Origin of the sequence: Streptomyces sp. NPDC050997 (assembly GCF_040660135.1) — a bacterium.
GTDB lineage: Bacteria > Actinomycetota > Actinomycetes > Streptomycetales > Streptomycetaceae > Streptomyces.
Genome location: NZ_JBFAGK010000004.1, coordinates 580,180 through 597,405, shown reverse-complemented (window position 1 = coordinate 597,405; position 17,226 = coordinate 580,180). Strand labels below are relative to the sequence as shown.

The 17,226-nt window shown below is 70.8% G+C and carries 15 protein-coding genes and 2 pseudogenes; 8 read left to right on the top strand and 9 right to left on the bottom strand.

Going from position 1 to position 17,226, the window contains the following annotated elements:
• Positions 1-89 precede the first annotated feature (89 nt).
• Positions 90-1,493, top strand: coding sequence for a Si-specific NAD(P)(+) transhydrogenase (sthA, locus tag AB0H86_RS12650; protein WP_362436379.1), 1,404 nt, complete (start codon positions 90-92; stop codon positions 1,491-1,493).
• 13 nt (positions 1,494-1,506) lie between these two features.
• On the opposite strand, the gene AB0H86_RS12645 is transcribed toward sthA, so the two are convergent.
• The 6 genes from AB0H86_RS12645 to AB0H86_RS12620 form a co-directional block, all read right to left on the bottom strand.
• Positions 1,507-2,022 carry a DUF5709 domain-containing protein gene (locus AB0H86_RS12645; RefSeq protein WP_362436377.1) on the bottom strand — a complete coding sequence of 172 codons (516 nt, stop codon included), beginning with the start codon at positions 2,020-2,022 and terminating at the stop codon, positions 1,507-1,509.
• Positions 2,023-2,282: 260 nt separating this feature from the next.
• Positions 2,283-2,555 carry a DUF6355 family natural product biosynthesis protein gene (locus AB0H86_RS12640; protein WP_362436482.1) on the bottom strand — a complete coding sequence of 91 codons (273 nt, stop codon included), beginning with the start codon at positions 2,553-2,555 and terminating at the stop codon, positions 2,283-2,285.
• A gap of 498 nt (positions 2,556-3,053) precedes the next feature.
• On the bottom strand, positions 3,054-3,908 hold the full coding sequence (prcB, locus tag AB0H86_RS12635; protein WP_362436375.1) for a proteasome subunit beta: 855 nt from the start codon (positions 3,906-3,908) through the stop codon (positions 3,054-3,056).
• Between the two features lie 177 nt (positions 3,909-4,085).
• Complete coding sequence (locus AB0H86_RS12630) at positions 4,086-5,582, bottom strand: hypothetical protein (RefSeq protein WP_362436373.1); 1,497 nt, start codon at positions 5,580-5,582, stop codon at positions 4,086-4,088.
• Positions 5,583-5,785: 203 nt separating this feature from the next.
• Positions 5,786-8,143 carry a glycosyl hydrolase family 65 protein gene (locus tag AB0H86_RS12625; protein WP_362436371.1) on the bottom strand — a complete coding sequence of 786 codons (2,358 nt, stop codon included), beginning with the start codon at positions 8,141-8,143 and terminating at the stop codon, positions 5,786-5,788.
• Positions 8,140-8,877 (bottom strand): beta-phosphoglucomutase family hydrolase, encoded by a 738-nt coding sequence (locus AB0H86_RS12620; RefSeq protein ID WP_362436369.1) that lies wholly within the window; start codon positions 8,875-8,877, stop codon positions 8,140-8,142. The genes AB0H86_RS12625 and AB0H86_RS12620 overlap by 4 nt, the downstream gene beginning before the upstream one ends.
• A gap of 100 nt (positions 8,878-8,977) precedes the next feature.
• On the opposite strand from AB0H86_RS12620, the gene AB0H86_RS12615 reads away from it, so the two are divergent.
• Positions 8,978-9,688 carry a nucleoside/nucleotide kinase family protein gene (locus AB0H86_RS12615; protein WP_362436367.1) on the top strand — a complete coding sequence of 237 codons (711 nt, stop codon included), beginning with the start codon at positions 8,978-8,980 and terminating at the stop codon, positions 9,686-9,688.
• Complete coding sequence (locus AB0H86_RS12610) at positions 9,624-10,277, top strand: hypothetical protein (RefSeq protein WP_362436365.1); 654 nt, start codon at positions 9,624-9,626, stop codon at positions 10,275-10,277. Before AB0H86_RS12615 ends, AB0H86_RS12610 begins: the two co-directional genes overlap by 65 nt.
• Positions 10,278-10,305: 28 nt before the next feature.
• Here AB0H86_RS12610 and AB0H86_RS12605 read toward each other — a convergent pair.
• Positions 10,306-10,620: pseudogene (locus tag AB0H86_RS12605) on the bottom strand (hypothetical protein); the annotation flags it as partial.
• 100 nt (positions 10,621-10,720) lie between these two features.
• Here AB0H86_RS12605 and AB0H86_RS12600 point away from each other — a divergent pair.
• The 5 genes from AB0H86_RS12600 to AB0H86_RS12580 all read left to right on the top strand — a co-directional run bounded on the left by AB0H86_RS12600 (position 10,721) and on the right by AB0H86_RS12580 (position 14,283).
• Entirely contained in the window at positions 10,721-11,122 is a 402-nt protein-coding gene (locus AB0H86_RS12600; RefSeq protein ID WP_362436363.1) for a recombinase family protein, read from the top strand.
• Entirely contained in the window at positions 11,103-11,849 is a 747-nt protein-coding gene (locus AB0H86_RS12595) for a hypothetical protein (protein WP_362436361.1), read from the top strand. The genes AB0H86_RS12600 and AB0H86_RS12595 overlap by 20 nt, the downstream gene beginning before the upstream one ends.
• Positions 11,850-11,861: 12 nt before the next feature.
• Positions 11,862-12,461 (top strand): carboxymuconolactone decarboxylase, encoded by a 600-nt coding sequence (locus tag AB0H86_RS12590; RefSeq protein ID WP_362436359.1) that lies wholly within the window; start codon positions 11,862-11,864, stop codon positions 12,459-12,461.
• A gap of 49 nt (positions 12,462-12,510) precedes the next feature.
• Entirely contained in the window at positions 12,511-13,497 is a 987-nt protein-coding gene (locus AB0H86_RS12585) for a hypothetical protein (protein ID WP_362436357.1), read from the top strand.
• A 147-nt stretch (positions 13,498-13,644) separates the two neighbouring features.
• Positions 13,645-14,283: a TetR/AcrR family transcriptional regulator gene (locus tag AB0H86_RS12580; RefSeq protein ID WP_362436355.1), complete on the top strand. Its 639-nt coding sequence runs from the start codon at positions 13,645-13,647 to the stop codon at positions 14,281-14,283.
• 763 nt (positions 14,284-15,046) lie between these two features.
• Here the strand turns inward: AB0H86_RS12580 and AB0H86_RS12575 are convergent.
• Positions 15,047-15,456, bottom strand: a pseudogene (locus AB0H86_RS12575) (hypothetical protein); the annotation flags it as partial.
• Positions 15,457-15,505: 49 nt separating this feature from the next.
• A complete protein-coding gene (locus AB0H86_RS12570) occupies positions 15,506-17,224 on the bottom strand; it encodes a hypothetical protein (RefSeq protein ID WP_362436353.1) in 1,719 nt (572 codons plus the stop codon).
• Between the last annotated feature and the right edge of the window lie 2 nt (positions 17,225-17,226).

Genomic DNA, 17,226 nt, shown 5'->3' with positions numbered 1-17,226 from the left:
CCGCGTCGGGCCCGGCTCGGCCCGAGACTCGTGGTCGTTTGTCCGTTCGCCCTTTCGAAGGGGGCCCCAGGACTGACAGACTCCCAAGCGTGCGCGACTTCGACATGCTTGTCATCGGATCCGGACCCGGTGGTCAGAAGGCCGCCATCGCCGCGGCCAAACTGGGCCGCCGGGTCGCCGTCGTCGACCGCCCCGACATGGTCGGCGGGGTCTCCATCCACACCGGCACCATCCCCTCCAAGACCCTGCGCGAGGCGGTGCTGTACCTCACCGGTCTCTCCCAGCGTGATCTGTACGGGCAGAGCTACCGGCTGAAGGAGGACATCACCGTCGCCGACCTGACCGCCCGCACCCAGCACGTGGTCAGCCGCGAGGTCGATGTCATCCGCAGCCAGCTGTCCCGCAACCACATCGCCCTCTACGCCGGCACCGCCGGCTTCGTCGACGACCACACCGTCGCCCTGCGCGAGGTCACCGGCCACGAACGCCTGATCAGCGCCGATCACTTCGTCATCGCCACCGGCACCCGGCCCGCGCGGCCGGACAGCGTCGAGTTCGACGGACGCACCATCATGGACTCGGACAACGTGCTCGCCCTGGAGCGGGTGCCGCGCTCGATGGTGATCGTCGGTGCCGGAGTCATCGGCATGGAGTACGCGTCGATGTTCGCCGCGCTGGGCAGCAAGGTCACCGTGGTCGAACGGCGGGCCGGCATGCTCGACATGTGCGACGTCGAGGTGATCGAGTCGCTCAAGTACCAACTGCGGGACCTGGCGGTGACGTTCCGGTTCGGGGAGACGGTGGCCGCCGTCGAGCGCCATCCCAGGGGCACGCTCACCGTTCTGGAGAGCGGCAAGAAGATCCCCGCCGACGCCGTGATGTACTCGGCGGGCCGCCAGGGCCTCACCGACGACCTCGACCTCGACAAGGCGGGCCTGTCGGCGGACGCCCGCGGCCGGATCACGGTGGACGAGCACTACCGCACCGGGGCGGCGCACATCTACGCCGTTGGTGACGTCATCGGTTTCCCGGCGCTGGCGGCGACCTCGATGGAGCAGGGCCGGGCGGCGGCGTACCACGCGTGCGGGGAGCCGGTCGCCCGGATGCACAACCTCCAGCCGATCGGCATCTACACCATTCCCGAGATCAGCTTCGTGGGCCGGACCGAGGACCAACTCACCGAGGACCGGGTGCCGTTCGAGGTCGGTATATCCCGTTACCGGGAACTGGCCCGCGGGCAGATCATGGGCGACTCGCACGGGATGCTGAAGCTGCTGGTCTCGCCCGAGGACCGGACCCTGCTCGGGGTGCACTGCTTCGGCACCGGCGCCACCGAACTCATCCACATCGGACAGTCGGTGATGGGCTGCGGAGGCACCGTCGACTACCTGGTCGACGCGGTGTTCAACTACCCGACGCTCGCGGAGTCCTACAAGGTCGCCGCCCTGGACGCCACCAACAAACTCCGCCTGATCGACCGAATCGGGGACTGAGCCCCCCGCCCGCTCAGATCTCCTCGTCGTCCTCGTCGATGTCGTCGATGTCCTCGATGTCCTCGATGTCGTCGTCTTCCTCGACGACATGGACGGCGGCCTCCTCCGCCCCGGCGGCGCCCGCGTCGATGCCCACGTCGGAGGCGACGGCCTCCTTGGTGGTGTCGGAGTGGGCGCCCTCGTCCGGGGCGACGAGCCGGCCCGCCCGGTCGGTGCCCGCCTCCCGGTCGACCGGTTCGCCCTCGCCGTCGGGGAGGTCGCCGATCCCGTCCCCCACGGGCTCGGCGGCGTCGGGAACCTCCTGGGTCAGCCGCTCGTCGAGGCTCTCCCCGTCGTGCTGTTCGGCGGCCGTGGTGCCGTGTTTGGTGACGCCGAGCGGTTTCTGCGGCGGGGAGTAACCCTCGTCGAGGGTGTCGTCGTACGTGCGCTCGTCGAGCGCGTCCTGGAGGTCGAGCGGGCCCGCGTCCTCCTGCTCCTCGTTGCTTCCGGTGGGCTGGTACGCGTCGTCCGCCATCGGCTGCGTGCCCATGAGCTGCCTCCTCGTTCGCAGTGTCGACCGGCTTCGCTCCGGTGTCCTGAACCGCGTTTCCAGGTACGCGAGGCCCAACCTCGAACGTGGGACGGAAGTGGCGTGAGGCACTCGGGAGATCACTCCCCCGTCGGTCCTGAGAGCTCGATCAGTGCCGCGAGGAGTTCAGACGGCGGGCCTGAGCCCTGTTCCCCGGTTCCCCGGCTCCGAGTGCTCCGTACCGTGCGGGGTCGGACGGTACGGAGCACGGCGCGAGCCGGTCAGCAGGTGCGGCCGACGTAGTAGGCACCGTCGATCTTGCTCGCGGAGCCCAGCCAGGAATTGCCGGGCGCCACACATCGCTCGTAGTCGGCCGCCCAGTTGACCTCCACCTTGATGACGACCCGTGAGCCGTCGGAGGTGCAGTGGTTGTAGTAGGCGTCGGAGCCGGTCTCATAGAACCCGCACGGGTCGGCGGCCGCCGGGCCCGCGGCGGTGGTCACCGCTCCCATCGTGGCGAGCACGAGGGCGGCCGAACCGAGGGCGCTGGTCAGCATACGAGGAACACGCAAGGGAATCTCCTTGGGCAGGGAAGGCAGCGGGGCCGCCGGGGCCCTGTCTGCCGATCAGTGGATTTCCGCCCCAGGATCGTCGTTCCGCGGCCCGCGGTGGATCATTCACCGTGCCGTTCACCTGGCGAATCGTTCTGTCGCTAGGCCACTGGTGTGATCATTTCCCGTTCTCCCACGCCGGAGCCTCCTCGACCACCACGAACCCCGAAGCCCACCTCCCCGCCCACCCTGATCCACTCCTTCCGCGTCATGGAGCCACGGACGCGGTGCCGGGCCGGGCCCCTCTCGGGGGCGGTCGCGGGGAGGAGGGGCGGAGCGGAGTCAGGGGCGACCGTCATCGGGAGGAGGATCCTTCTTTCGGGTCGAACGGCCGCGTTCAGCAGCCTTGTGCCATCCCCCGGCGGCTACAAGTCATGTGCGGTAAAAGCCCGGGGCAGATCTTCCCCACGAGTGAGGAAAAACCGCCTGTCACGGCCCGTGTCACGGTGCCGCGTTCGGTCCGTCGGGCCGGCTGCCGCGCTGCTCGACCATGTCGCGGCTCAGCGCCTCCGTCTCCGGTTCGGGCAGCCGCTCGAAGCCGTCCTCGGTGATGACGGACACGATGGGGAAGATCCGGCGGCTCACGTCCGGGCCGCCGGTGGCGGAGTCGTCGTCGGCCGCGTCGTACAGGGCCTGGAGCGCTGCCAGGGCGGCCTCGCGCCGGTCCATGCCCGGGCGGAACAGTTTCTTCAACGCGCCCCGGGCATACGGCGATCCGGAGCCCTCGGCGTGGAAGTCGGTCTTCTCGTACAGCCCGCCGGCCACATCGAAGCTGAAGATGCGGCCCTTGCGGCCCTCGGGTGCCGAGGCGTCGTAGCCGGTGAGCAGCGGTACGACGGCGAGGCCCTGCATGGCCTGGCCGAGGTTCTGCCGGAGCATGCCGGCCAGGCGGCGCGCCTTGCCGTCGAGGGTCATGGCGACGCCCTCGATCTTCTCGAAGTGCGTCAGCTCGACCTGGTAGAGCTTCACCATGTCCAGCGCGAGGCCGACGGTGCCGGCGAAGGCGACGGCCGTGTAGTCGTCGGCGGGGTGCACCTTCTCCAGGTCGCGCTGGGCGATCAGGTTGCCCATGGTCGCTCTGCGGTCGCCGGCGATCAGCACCCCGTCGCCGTAGGTGAGGGCGAGGACGGTGGTGCCGTGCGGTACCCGGTCGGGTGCGGCGACCACACCGTCCGGCAGGACACGGCGGGTGCTCAGGAGTTCGGGGCGGTGTGCGGCCAGGAAATCGGTGAAGGACGACGTCCCCGGGGTGAAGAACTCCTCCCCCAGGCGCCCGCCGTTCTCATTCCACGTCATGACCGTCCCCCTTCGTCCGTGCACCGACAACTGGAGTCCTACCAGGTGGACTTGGGCCGGAAACACCGGTCCGATGCGCAGCGCCCCGCGTCGGACGAGGACCGCGAGCACCAGCATTCCCGGGGCCAGGGAAGGAGAGGCGGCGCCGGGCGGGTGCGGCGGCGGCCTGCTCGGACGTCATCGGGATCTGTCACCGGCCGACGGCGGCGCGAGGCGGAGGTCCGAGCCCGCAAAGCGGTGGGCGTCCCAGTCGCGGGCGTACGAGGGTGGGGGTCCGCCGGGCCGGACGAGGGTGGCGGTCGGGATCCGGCGGGCGGTGCGCAGGATGTCCGTCACGGTGCTGTTGGCGTTGGGCCCGCCGGTCGCCGCCGAGGAGCAGCCGGTGTAGTAGGCGACGGGGAGGGCCTCGTGTCCGGTGAGCAGACAGGGCGGACGGATGCCCAGGCGGTGCAGTTCGTCGGCGGTGCGGGTCCAGTCACGGCGGTCGGCGCCCGTGCGGTCCACGGTGTGCGCCAGGACCACGTACTGCACCGCCAGATGTCCTGCCAGCCCCAGTGCGACCACGGCGGCGGCCACCGGGCGCCACCTGCCGTTCGGCCCGGTGACCAGGTGGAGGAGCGCGTCGGCGACGGGGATCGCGAGCAGGGCGTAGGCGGGCTGCAGGAAGCGCGGAGCTGCGTAGCCGATCATCAACAGATACGGCACGGCGGCCGTCGTGGCGCAGGCCAGCGGCACCAGGGTGGGCCAGGTGCGCCGGGCCCGCATCGCGACCACCAGTCCGGCGACGGCCAGCAGCGGGAGGACGAACCACCAGACCGTCACCGCCGGGTTGGGCAGCGGGCCGGTGCAGGGGCGGCACAGGGTCCGTCCGTCCAGGCTGCGTAACTGGTCGTGGACAGCGAGGTGCAGACCGAGGCCGCCCTGGATGTCGGAGGCGTCGGACAGCCGCCGGCCCAGGCCCCCGTAGCTGACGTACGCCTCGATGACCCACTCCCCCGCGCCCGCGACGAGCCCGCCGAGGAGCGCGAGCGCGGGGCGCCACAGGCGGGCCGCCGCCACCAGGACGAGCAGCGGCAGCGTGACCCACACGGCGTCGGTGGGCCGCATCCACGCCATGAGCAGGGCGCCCGCCGCGACCCCCCACAGAGCGCGCCGGTCGAGACGGTCCGCGCGGGCCCGCAGGAAGCAGCCGACGGTGATCAGGGCACCGAGGGCGACCCACTGGTTGGGCATGACCTGCGGGCCGTAGTAGAGCGTCACCCACAGGGTGGCGAAGAGCGCTCCGGCCAGGGCCAGGACCCGGGTCGGGAACAGTCCGTGCCAGACCCGCAGCGCCAGGTAGAGGCCGAGGCCGGACAGCAGCGCCAGGTAGACGCGCAGCAGTTCGGTGGACGTCGACCAGGACGCGATCGGCGCCACCAGCAGGGAGACGCCCCGGGCGCGTGGTGCGCTGAAGAAGGCCGCCGGGGCCTGGGTGCCGACCTGGCTGACATACACGGTCTCGTCCCAGCCCAGGCCCATTCCGGGGCGGACGAGGAGCAGTTGGGCGAGCGTGAAGGCGCCGGCGACGATCGCGAGCGGCCGGCCGTCACGCGTGCGCCAGGACGCGCCGGGCACCTTCGCCGGTTCGCCTCGTCGCACACCGACGAGCATGGCGTTCGTGCCGCGCGTCATCGTCCACCCTTCATCCCTACGTCTCGTAGGATTGCCAGGCCCCGCAGCCCGTCGAGCCGACAGCGGGATCAGATAAACGGAAAAACACGGCTAAATTAACCTGTCATACCTGAATGTGCAGGGTCATATTCGGCCAGGTGCCTGACACCTCCTCCGAAAGCCGTCGGGCCGGGCCGGGTGCGGAGCAGAACGCCCGCCGGGGTTCATCGCCGGGCGTTGGGGATGCGGTGCGGGGGCTGCGAGGGGGCCGGCCGGGACTCCTGCGGCGGGATCGCCCGGACCACGGGGCCGTCGCCGTTCACGGTCAGGGCGCCGCCGTGGTGGCGGATCGTCAGGGGCTCGCCGGACACCAGGGTGTACGTGGCCTTGTCCGGACCGATCTCCACCCGCAGCCGACTGCCGAGGAGTTGGAGGGTGAAGGCGAGACGGCTGAACCTGTCCGGCAGGCGCGGGCCGAACCTGAGTGACGCGCCGTCCCGGCGCATGCCGCCGAAACCGGCGACCAGGGCCGTCCAGGTGCCGGCGAGGGACGCGACGTGCAGTCCGTCCCGGGTGTTCTGCTCCAGGTCGGCGAGGTCCATCAGCGCCGCCTCGGCGGTGTAGTCGTAGGCGAGGCCGAGATGCCCGGCCTGGGCGGCGACGACGGCCTGGCAGCACGCCGAGAGCGAGGAGTCCCGTACGGTCAGCTCCTCGTAGTAGGCGAAGTTGCGGGCGATCTGCTCCTCGTCGCAGTACTTCTCGAAGTAGCCGCTGCACATGTACATCGCCAGCACCATGTCGGCCTGTTTGACGACCTGCTTGCGGTAGAGGTCGAAGTAGGGGAAGTGCAGCAGCAGCGGGTACTGGTCGGCGCTCGTGCCCGCGAAGTCCCAGCGCTGGTAGCGGGTGAAGCCGGCGTGCTGCTCGTGGACGCCGAGTTCGTCGTTGTAGGGGACGTGCACGGCCTCGGCGGCGTCCCGCCAGGCGGCGCTCTCCTCCTCGTCGACGCCGAGGAGAGCGGCCGGTTCGGGATGGCGTTCGCAGACGTCGGCGGCGGCCAGCAGGTTCGTGCGGGCCATGAGGTTGGTGTACAGGTTGTCGTCGGCGACCGCGCTGTACTCGTCGGGGCCGGTGACGCCGTCGATGTGGAAGACGCCGTGGGGGTCGTGATGGCCGAGCGAACGCCACAACCGCGCGGTCTCCACCAGGAGTTCGACGCCGGTGTCGCGTTCGAAGCGGGTGTCGCCGGTGGCCGCCGTGTAGCGCACGACCGCGTCCGCGATGGCGGCGTTGACGTGGAAGGCTGCCGTACCGGCGGGCCAGTACGCGGACGCTTCGGAGCCTTCGATGGTCCGCCAGGGGAACGCGGCGCCGTCGAGGCCGAGTTGGGTCGCGCGTTCCCGGGCGGCGGGCAGGGTCTGCTGCCGCCAGCGCAGCGCTTCGGCGACGGCGTCGGGGGCGGTGTAGGTGAGCAGGGGCAGGACCAGGGTCTCGGTGTCCCAGAAGGAGTGGCCGTCATAGCCGGATCCGGTCAACCCCTTGGCGGGGATGGCCCGTTGTTCGGCGCGGGCGCCGGCCTGGAGCACATGGAAGAGGGCGAAGCGGACGGCCTGCTGGATCTCCTCGTCGCCGTCGACCTCGACGTCGGCGCGGGCCCAGAAGTCGTCGAGGTACGCCCGTTGTTCGTCGAGCAGACCCTGCCAGCCGCTGTGCGCCGCCGCTGCCAGCGCCGCGTCGACCTGGTCGCTCATCGCGGGCCGGGAACGGACCCCGGACCAGCCGTGGGCGACGACCTTCTCGACCCGCAGCCGCTGTCCGGGATCCAGGACGGAGGTGACGGTCAGCCGGGAGACGTCCACGTCGCTCTCGCTCCTGGTGGTGGTTCCCTCGGGTCCGTCGATGACGTGGTCGGCGGCCACGGCGACCCGGAGGCCGCTGCGGCGGGTGCGGTGCACCAGGCGCAGCCGAGTCCCTGAGGCGAAGTCCTCCTCCGGCTCCAGCGGTGACTTCAGCTCGCTGGCGGCACGCGGATCTCCGCTCGACTCGGGCAGGCTCTCGTTGGCGACGAGTTCCGACTGGATGACCACCCGGGTGCGGCTGTCGACGGGCTCCACCTCGTACGCCACCGCGGCGATCGCCCGCTGGGTGAGGGAGACGAGCCGAGTCGACCGCACCCGGATCCGGGAGCCGGCCGGCGAGATCCACTCGCAGGTCCGCTCCAGCACTCCCGCGCGCAGGTCCAGGGTGCGCTCGTGGTTGACGAGGCGGCCGTAGCGCAGGTCGAACGGCTCGTCGTCGACCAGCAGCCGCAGCACCTTGCCGTTGGTGACGTTGATGACGGTCTGGCCGGACTCCGGGTAGCCGTAACCGGCCTCGGCGTAGGGCAGCGGGTGCAGTTCGTGCACTCCGTTGAGGTAGGAGCCGGGCAGGCCGTGCGGTTCGCCCTCGTCGAGGTTCGCGCGCCAGCCGACATGGCCGTTGGACAGCGCGAACACGGACTCGCTCTGGGCGAGCACATCGAGGTTGAGGTCGGTCTCGCGGACCGCCCAGGGTTCGACGGTGTAGGACCGGTGGCTGATCACGCCGTGCCTCCCAGCTCGGCGAGGTCCTTGACGACCACGTCGGCGCCGTGCGCGTACAGGGCGTCGGTCTGTCCGACACGGTCGACACCGACGACGTATCCGAAGTGGCCCGAGCGGCCCGCGTCCATGCCGGCGAGGGCGTCCTCGAAGACGGCTGAGCGCGCGGCGTCCACGCCCAGGTCCCGTGCGGCGGCCAGGAAGGTGTCGGGTCGCGGCTTGCCCGGCAGCGCGCGCTCGGCGGCGACCACTCCGTCGACGCGTACGTCGAAGAGGTCCTCGGCGTCGATCGAGCGCAGGACGTCGCGGCAGTTGGCGCTGGAGGAGACGATCGCGGTGCGCAGGCCCCGGGCGCGTACCGCCGCGAGGTAGCGCAGGGTGCCGTCGTAGGCCTCGACGCCGTCGGTGCGGATCTTCTCCAGGACGCGTTCGTTCTTGCGGTTGCCGAGTCCGTGGACCGTGGGGGCGCTCGGCGGGTCGTCCGGGCGTCCCTCGGGCAGCTCGATGTCCCGGGAGGCGAGGAAGGTGCGGACACCGTCGGCGCGCGGGCGGCCGTCGACGTACTCGCCGTAGTCGCTGTCGTCGAACGGCCTGAACTGTTCGCCGTCGCGTTCCCGCAGGAACGCGTCGAACGTCTCCTTCCAGGCGGCCGCGTGCACGACGGCCGTCCTCGTGACCACACCGTCGAGGTCGAAGAGGCAGGCCAGTATGTCTTCGGGTAGTCCGAGCTCCGTCATACAGGACCCGGTTCCCCGCAGGGCCGCATCCAGTGGGTGGCGCACGCCACAGGGGGACCTTCACGACAGGTTCCGCCCGATCTTTGGCACACTCGGCTCTGTGCCGCTGACCTTCGAAGACCTCCTCACCCGGGCCCGCGCCCTCACCCGGCCCGGCCACCGTGCCCTGCTCGGCATCGCCGGCAGCCCCGGCGCGGGCAAGTCGACCCTGGCCGAGCGGCTGGTGGCCGCGCTCAACGACTCCGGGGACCCGTGGGTGGCGCACGTCCCCATGGACGGCTTCCACCTCGCCGACATCGAGCTGGACCGGCTCGGGCTGCGGGACCGCAAGGGTGCGCCGGACACCTTCGACGCGGCCGGGTACGCGGCGCTGTTGCGGCGACTGCGCGAGGAGGAGGACGGTGACGTCGTGTACGCGCCCGGCTTCGAGCGGGTGCTGGAGCAGCCGATCGCGGGGGCGATTCCGGTGCCCTCGACGGCTCGGCTGGTCGTGACCGAGGGGAACTACCTGCTCCTCGACACCGGAGCGTGGGCCCGGGTCCGGGCGCAACTGGACGAGGTGTGGTTCTGCGAGCCGGACGAGGAGGAGCGCGTCCGGCGGCTGGTGGCCCGGCACGAGGAGTTCGGCAAGAGCCACGAGGAGGCGGTGGACTGGGTGCTGCGCTCGGACCAACGCAACGCGCGGCTGGTCGCGGCGACCCGTGAGCGGGCGGACCTGGTGGTGCGGGGCGTCGTAGGGTGGCCGGATGGGGCTGGACATCACCGTACTGGCGGCGGACTGGGGCCGGTTGGAGCGGACGCCGGCGGCTGAGCGGGAGGGCCTGTTGTACGAGGCCGGCTGTCCCGAGAGCGACTTCGGTCCGGCCACGGAGCCCGAGGCGGGCTGGGTGTTTCCCGCCTCTCCGAAGGTGCCGTGGAGTGGGCGGTACGAGTTCCGCGGCACGCTCGGCTCGTACAAGCCGCACTTCTGGGCGGCGGACGGCTGGGACAGGGCTCGGGAGTTCGCCGAGCCCGCGCTGCGCGAGCCGCTGGACGGCTTCCTCGTGGGCCTGATCTGGTGGGGAGCGGACGAGGACTCCGCAGACGACGGGGACAACGGAGCCGACGAGGCCGACGGGGCCGACGAGCCGGAGGCCGGCCTCTTCCCCTCGGATCCCGAGCCCTGGCGGCCGCACCGGACACTCGTCCGCCCACCGCCCGCCGTGACCGCGCTCGCCGCCCACTGGGCGCGGGCCGACGCCCTGTTGGAAGGGCTCCGCGAGACCTATGACCTCCACGCCTCACGCCCGGAGGGATGGATCGCGGACTTCGACGCGTTCGACGCCCTGGTGCGCCAGTGGGCCGAGGTGGTCGACGAGACCGCACGGCGCGGCTGGGGACTGCTGGGGCTGCCCGTCTGAACCGGGCGGCCTCCGGCGCGCGATGACCTCAGCCGCCGGCACGGCGCAGTGACAGCGTCGGCTCCGCGTGGGCGTCCTCGGCCCCGATGACGGCCGTGAAGGCGTCCGTCCGTACCGTCAGCCCGTCCTCGCCCCGCCGCACGGGCACCGTGCATGGCTCCTCGGTGCCGTACCGCACCGCGAAGCCATGCAGGTCGTCCGGTGCGTCCGTGATCGGGCCGGCCTCCAGGGCCGTCGAGCTGACCAGGTGCCGCCAGCCCGCGTCCGGGTTGCCGTAGCCGCACGGGTCCTCGGCGAGGGCGAACGCGGCCTGCTCCTGGGTGAGTTCGGCACGGGCGTCGAAACCCGGAGTTGGTTGAGACAGGACAGTAGAATCGCACGCCTGCCTGATGTCCACCTGTGCCGTACCGGCGGGCTCGCCGTGCCGGACCGGGAAGGGCAATGTGGCCATCCAGTACCACACGGCCCGCTTCCGGCTCGTGCCCCAACTCGCCAAGGTGCTCAGCGTCCCGACCCTCGCCGTACGGAAACCGGGCTCGGTGTGGACCGAGCTGCCCCGGCCTGCGGACGCCGGCGCTGCCCCGGTCGGACACGTCCGTCTCGGATACGCCCGCGCCTCCACCGCCCGGCAGTCCTTGGACGCACAGCTGGACTCCCTCGCCGAAGCCGGAGTCACCCGCGTCTTCTCGGAGAAGATCTCCACCCGCGCCACCCAGCGCCCCGAGTTGGAGGCCGCCGTCAGGCTCGCCGGAGAGATCCGTTCCTCCGGCGTGCGCGTCACCCTCGTCGTCCACACCGGCCGCCGACCAGCGCGAGCACGGCAAGATGCGCGACCAGACCCATGACCCGCAACTTCACGATGCACGCCGCTTGCTGCAAACCGAGGGCTCGCCCTCGGTTTTGCAGCAAGCGCTCGACGGTCGTACGGTCGAATCAAGGCGAATGAACGCTCGTCTTTACGTGGCGTGGATCGAGCTGAAGGAGATCACCATGCGCCTACCGCTCCTGTCCCCGGCGGAGCTGACCTCAGAGCAGCTCCGCCTCTACGAGAACTACGAGAAGATGACCGAAGCCGAGGAGTACCAGGGTTTCGAGGTCAAGAACTCCGACGGCGCCTTCGTCGGGCCCTGGGGAGTCATGCTGCACTTCCCTCAACTCGCGGTGCCGCTGGGCCAGTTCATCGGTGTGGCCCAGAAACTGGACGGCATCAGCGAACGGGCGCGCCAGGTCGTCATCCTCACGCTCGGAGGACGCTTCAACGTCGCCTACGAGCTGTACGCGCACACGGCACTCGCCGTTCGCGCCGGGCTGCGCCCGGACCAAGTCGCAGCCCTGAGCGCCGGTGCGCGGCCGGCCGACCTGAGTGAGGACGAGTTGCTCGCCGCGGATATCGCCTGCGCGCTGACCCGCGGTGGACCGGTGCCGGGGCCGCTGTACGACGCGGCGGTCGCGAAGCTGGGGCAGGACGGCTTCGACGCGGTGGTGTTCATCACGATCCACTATCTGGCGCTCGGCATGCTGCTCAATGCCTACGACGTGCCGACCGGGCGCCCCGTGACCCCGATCGCCTGAGGAGAACTGATCATGCCGAATACCGATGAACTCAAGGCCATGCTCGACAACCCGGACGACTTCGGCACCTTCGGCCGCTTCGTGGAGACGCCGGTCGAGGAGATGCCGCCGCAGATGCGCGAGGCGTTCGACTTCACCGAGAAGCTGCGCGGCCTGGTCCCCGGCCCGCACAAGATCTGGGCGGCGAATCCGTCGCTGCTCACGACGATCGCGCCGATCGGCGCCTACTTCCAGACGAAGTCAACGTTGTCGAAGGCTGAGATCGAGATCGCGACCTGCGTCGTCTGCGGACACTGGAGGTCCGCGTACAGCAGCTACGAGCACGAAAAGATCGCCGAGGCCCTCGGCAAGCTCGACCCCGCCAATGTCGAAGCCCTCATCGCGGGCCTGCCCACGGTCTTCGACGATCCGCGCCAGCAGATCGTCTACGAACTCTCCTCCACCCTGGCCGCAGCACGCGTGGTGCCCCAAGGGCTGTTCCGCCGGGCACAGCAGCTTCTCGGCGACGCCGGCATCAGCGACGTCACGGTCCTGATGGGCTGGTTCACCGCGGTCTCGCTCACCCTGATGGCGTACGACGTCCCGTCGAACGCCACCGGACTCGACCAGTAAACAGAGCACTGCAAGTCAGCTCTTTCAGAGTAAAAGTAAGGAGTTCGCCATGGCCATCGCGCCGCTTCCCAAGGTCACCCTGATCCCGGTCGCCCATTTCCCGGAAAAATTCTTCCTTGAGAACCTCGTCGTGCGCGCCGACGGCTCCGTGTTGATCACCGCCGTGCTGCAGAAGCAACTGTGGTACGTCCCAGGCCCAGCCCGCACACTCACCGACCCAGTACTCGTGCACACCTTCGACCACCCGGTCACCGGCATCGTCGAGGTCGAGCCCGACGTATACGTACTCAGCCTCACCGAGGCCTACACCACGCACGAGTCCCATCTGATCCGGCTCGACCTGAGCAGCTGGACGCCGGGCGCCACGGTCGATCCGGTGATCATCTTCGATTTCGACGACCGGGTGCGCGGCCTCAACGGCGCCTGTCTGCTCGGTCCCGGCGTGCTGGCCCTCGCCGACTGCTTCGCCGGCCTGATCTGGCGCGTCGACCTGGGCCCGGGGGCGCACAGCGCGACCGCCCGGGTCTGGGCGGAGCACGACACCATGGGCGACGATCCGGACGGCGGGATCCCGTGGCCGCCGCAGCCGGGCGTCAACGGCGTGCGCTACGGGCCGAGGACCGGCTACCTCTACTACACCTCCACCGCCCAGAAGGTGTTCATGCGCGTCCCGGTCGACCCGGTCACACTCGACGCGACCGGAACCCCGGAGTTCGTCGCAGCCCTCACCGACGGCGACGACTTCTGCATCGACGAGGAAGCCGGCTTCGCCTACGTCAGCCGGCACCGCGCCAACACCCTCGACCGGGTGCCGCTCGTCCCGCGCCGCGGCAGCGAGGTTCGCCACCTGGCCGGAGACCCGTTCGACCCGGTGATCGTCGGTCCCTCCAGCGCCTACTGGGGCGCCGAACCCGGAGACGAAGGCAAGGTCATGTACGTCACCACCGACGGCGGCACGACCGCCCCGCCCGAAGGCGTCGTGCGCAACGCCGCCCTGCTGCGCGTCGAACTCAGCCCCCCTACCGAGCCCCGATGAGCAACGTGCCAAGCCAGAGGGAGCATCCTTTCACCCCGCGCAGCACCATGCCGGGTTCTCCCGCGCACACCGGGAGCGCTGCGTTCCACCGCGCGAGCTCTCAAAGAATCCAGACACTCGGCCGAACTCGACGCAGAAGGACTGGTCATGCCCCGCGTCAGTCAGCAACACAAGCACCGTCAACGCACAGAAATCCTGCAGGCGGCCCGGCGATGCTTCGTGCGCAACGGCTTCCACCGCACCTCGATGCATGACGTATGCACCGAGGCGGGTCGGTCCCCGGGGACGGTGTACCAGTACTTCTCCAGCAAGGACGAAATGATCCTCGCCGTCGCGACACAGAACCTCGCCGACGTCACCGAAGCGCTGCACACCGCCGTGCGCTCCGGCGGAGCCCAGACCGAGCCCGGGCAGGTGATGGCGACGCTGCTGGACGAGGTCACCGCCCGGCACACCAACGACCAACTGGCCACGGTGGCACTCATGGTCTGGTCCGAAGCCCTGCGCAACCCGGAACTGGCAGACCGGCTCCGGCAGGCCGGGGCCACCATGACCCGAGACCTCGCCGAACTCGTACGCGAACGCCAGACCGCAGGCGCCGCGCCCGCTCTCCCGGCCGAAGCAGTCGCCAAGGTGATCCTCGCGGTCCTACCGGGATACCTGCTGAACCTGGCACTGCTCGACCCCGGCGCGCCGGACGACTTCCCCGGGATCCTCCGGGCACTGTGGCCGAACCACACATCCCCGGGGGATCAGACTTCACCCGTTGTCCGACCCGGAAACTGAATGAATCAGCACCCAGATCGCATCTCCGTCTCCGAAGCCGAAGTTGCAGGTCGTGGGCGGTGGCCGTCCGCGCCATCGTCGGCAGGCGCAACCTGCTCAACCTCGTGGCTGTGGTCGCCGACTGCCAGGACGGTCCCGGGCGGCCTGTTGTCGGCGACGGTCGATCGGATCATCGCGGCGGTGTGGAGCTTCTACGAGGGCGATTGTTGCCGAGGAGTACGAGCGCGGTCTCCCGCCGGTGCAGATGCGGCCGGGCGGTGCCGGCCGGGCATCGGGGTTGTAGTCAGGTCCGTGCGTCGGCGTGGTGGGTAAGCGGGGTACGGGGTTTGTGCCGTGCGGCAGGTGATCGGTGTGAACGGTGGCGGCGGTCAGCCGTGGCACGGCGTGAGCGAGGAGAAGTGGCAGAAGCGGCTCACCGACACCGACCGGCGCGCCCTGTCCCCGCTGTTCTGGACCCACGTGAACCCCTACGGCCGGTTCGAGCTGGACATGAACTCCCACCTCGCCCTCGCCGCCGCGGCGGCCACGCTCCCCGGCCTCCGAGCCCCGCCCGATCGGCGGCGGACGGTAGCGAGTTCCCGCTCGACTTGCTCGCCGACGAGGAGTAGACGGGACACAGGTCGACGTGTGGTTCGAGCCCAGCGTTTCCCCGGGCGCCGCCGGTCTCCTGCCGGAACCTCCTGGCAGCTACCCGGGCCGGACTCCAGAACCTGATGTGGAGGTCCATGTACAGGAGCTTTGGCCGAAATCGCGAGGTCCGGTTCACGTCGACCGCCTGGAGCAGCGCCCACACCGTGCTCGGCCAGTCCCCGATCGGGTGCGCGCCCGGCGCGAGGGTGTAACGGGCGTACGGCAGACCGGAGTCGCGGACTCTCAGGTTCGGGTAGCCCGGGTTGTCGTCGACGTACACCCGCTCCCGCAGATGGAAGGCGAGGCTGCGGCGCACCGCCTCCGGCAGTCGGGGGTCCTTGGTGCGCTGCCAGGCGAGCGCCAGCAGGGAGGTGACGCCGAGGGAGGTGTCGCCGATGTCGTCGACGCAGTCGGGGTGTTCGAGGTTGCCCCCGCCGTGAGCCGGGCCAGTGCCTGCTCGGTGACGTCGGCGAGGACGGCGTCGTACGCCCGCGGGGTGTCCGGAAGGTCGTGCAAGGGACCGCGCTGGTGCGTGAGGTGCACGGGGATCAATCCTTCATGCCTGGGCTGGCCATGGCGTGGTTCGTCGGGGTCACACGTCAGGTGCGGGCCGGCGGGCGTGCAGTGCGACGGTCAGTGTGTGCGGGCCTTGTCCGCCGATGTAGACGCGGGTCCCGGTCGTCGCATCGGTGCCGCCCGCCACGGTGTAGTCCTGACCCGGGTCGTACCGCAGTACGTCGCTCCGGTCCGGCCCGGCAAGCGGTTCGCCTGCCTCGACGTCGGCCTCGACCCGGATCTCGTCGTCACCGACCCGGTAGGTCATCGGCCCGGTCGTCAGGCACCAGCGTCCGTCGCCGATCGGTACGGCGCCCTCTGGCACGCCGCCCGGCCGGAAGGTCAGTTCGAGGGCCCAGGGGACCCGTGGTCCGCTGATGTCGATCCGCAGGTCGGCGCCGTCTTCCCTCAGGTCCACCTCGACGCGGGTCGTGTGGGAGACCTCGTCCCGAGGCCGGTCCGGGAAGGCCATCGCGGCCGAGAAGCGTCCCTCGTCCGCGATGCGGTAGGCGCCGTCGTCCTGTCGCCGGTCCGGCGGGAGCGGCAGGTAGTAGGCGGCCGTGAGAGTTTCGGTGAGCCGGTACCGGTTGGCGGCGGGCTGTTGCATGTCGGCGGCGCGGAACGGGCCCAGGTCGAAGAACCCCCGCGAGAGGCGGACCGCGTCGAGGACGGCGTCGCCGGCGATCTGGCGCAGGAAGGTGGGATTGCAGGCGAGGCCCGAGCGGATGCGGCGGTGCTCGGGCACGTCCGAGCCGCCGTACACCACCGTGTGCGCGGTGGCCGAGGCGTGCGCGGCGAGGCGTGCGGTGGTGATGTACCGGTCGCGCGGAAGTGTCTCCGCGGCCGGGGCCGGCAGGGCGCGGCACAGGTCCGGGGTGAGGAGGGTCTCGGCGAGCAGGTCGGGGTCGTCGATGCCACCGGCGGCCGCCAGCCGCGCCGCCCGGCTGAAGTCGCCCCGGCCGGTGCGGACCGCGAGCAGCCGGTAGTGCGGCAGGTAGGGCGCCAGCGGGAACGGCTGGTTCTGGTCCTGCCGTCGCGAGTGGACGGTCTCCACCGTGCCGTCCGGCCTGATGAGGTCCAGGGTGGTGGCGAGATTGTGTTCGACGGCGTGCAGCAGGTCGGCACGGCCGAGGACGTCGGCCAGCAGCAGCAGCGAAGGGTTGGACACGTGGGCCGCGTAGTTGGCGCTCCGTTCCGAGTACAGGCCCTCCGCGTCGATGTCGACGCCCTCGGAGAGCCACTCCTCGATGCGGTCGAGCAGCCGGTCGTCGGGGAACGACCGGTGCAGCCGGGCCAGCGCCGCGCACAGCTCCCAGCGGTGGTTCGGGGTGTGCACCCCACCGGTCAGGAGACTGCCGGAGGCGGCGCCGGCGATCTCGGCGAGCGCGGCCGTGACGTCGCGCAGTTCCGGCCCCGCGCCGGCGGCGAGGATGTGCGCGTCGCACACGTCGTTGACGGTGAACGCGGAGTCCGGGGGTGACTGCACGTTGTCGCCGCCGGCGAAGAGGCCGGTGGTGGTCTGCGCGGCCTGGAGGGCGCCGAGGTGGGTCATCGCGGCGGCGACGGCCTGCCTGCTGCCGTGCAGCGCCGATTCCGTGGAACGGTAGGCCGCGACCAGGGTCTTCACCCGGCGTGCCAGAACGCGGTGGGTCACACCGGTGGGTTCCTCGTCCGGGCCGGCCGCCAGCGGGGCGGCCAGCCGGTCGGCGGCGCGGGCCACCGCGCGGACGAACTCGTGGTCGAGCGGGGTGGGCAAGG

Coding starts and splice junctions, on each gene's coding strand:
- AB0H86_RS12620 (WP_362436369.1), bottom strand. CDS start 8,877: ATGACGGAGCTCGGACTACCCGAAGACATACTGGCCTGCCTCTTCGAC.
- AB0H86_RS12590 (WP_362436359.1), top strand. CDS start 11,862: ATGCCGAATACCGATGAACTCAAGGCCATGCTCGACAACCCGGACGAC.
- AB0H86_RS12585 (WP_362436357.1), top strand. CDS start 12,511: ATGGCCATCGCGCCGCTTCCCAAGGTCACCCTGATCCCGGTCGCCCAT.
- AB0H86_RS12610 (WP_362436365.1), top strand. CDS start 9,624: ATGGGGCTGGACATCACCGTACTGGCGGCGGACTGGGGCCGGTTGGAG.
- AB0H86_RS12645 (WP_362436377.1), bottom strand. CDS start 2,022: ATGGGCACGCAGCCGATGGCGGACGACGCGTACCAGCCCACCGGAAGC.
- prcB (WP_362436375.1), bottom strand. CDS start 3,908: ATGACGTGGAATGAGAACGGCGGGCGCCTGGGGGAGGAGTTCTTCACC.
- AB0H86_RS12595 (WP_362436361.1), top strand. CDS start 11,103: ATGCGCGACCAGACCCATGACCCGCAACTTCACGATGCACGCCGCTTG.
- AB0H86_RS12630 (WP_362436373.1), bottom strand. CDS start 5,582: ATGACGCGCGGCACGAACGCCATGCTCGTCGGTGTGCGACGAGGCGAA.
- AB0H86_RS12580 (WP_362436355.1), top strand. CDS start 13,645: ATGCCCCGCGTCAGTCAGCAACACAAGCACCGTCAACGCACAGAAATC.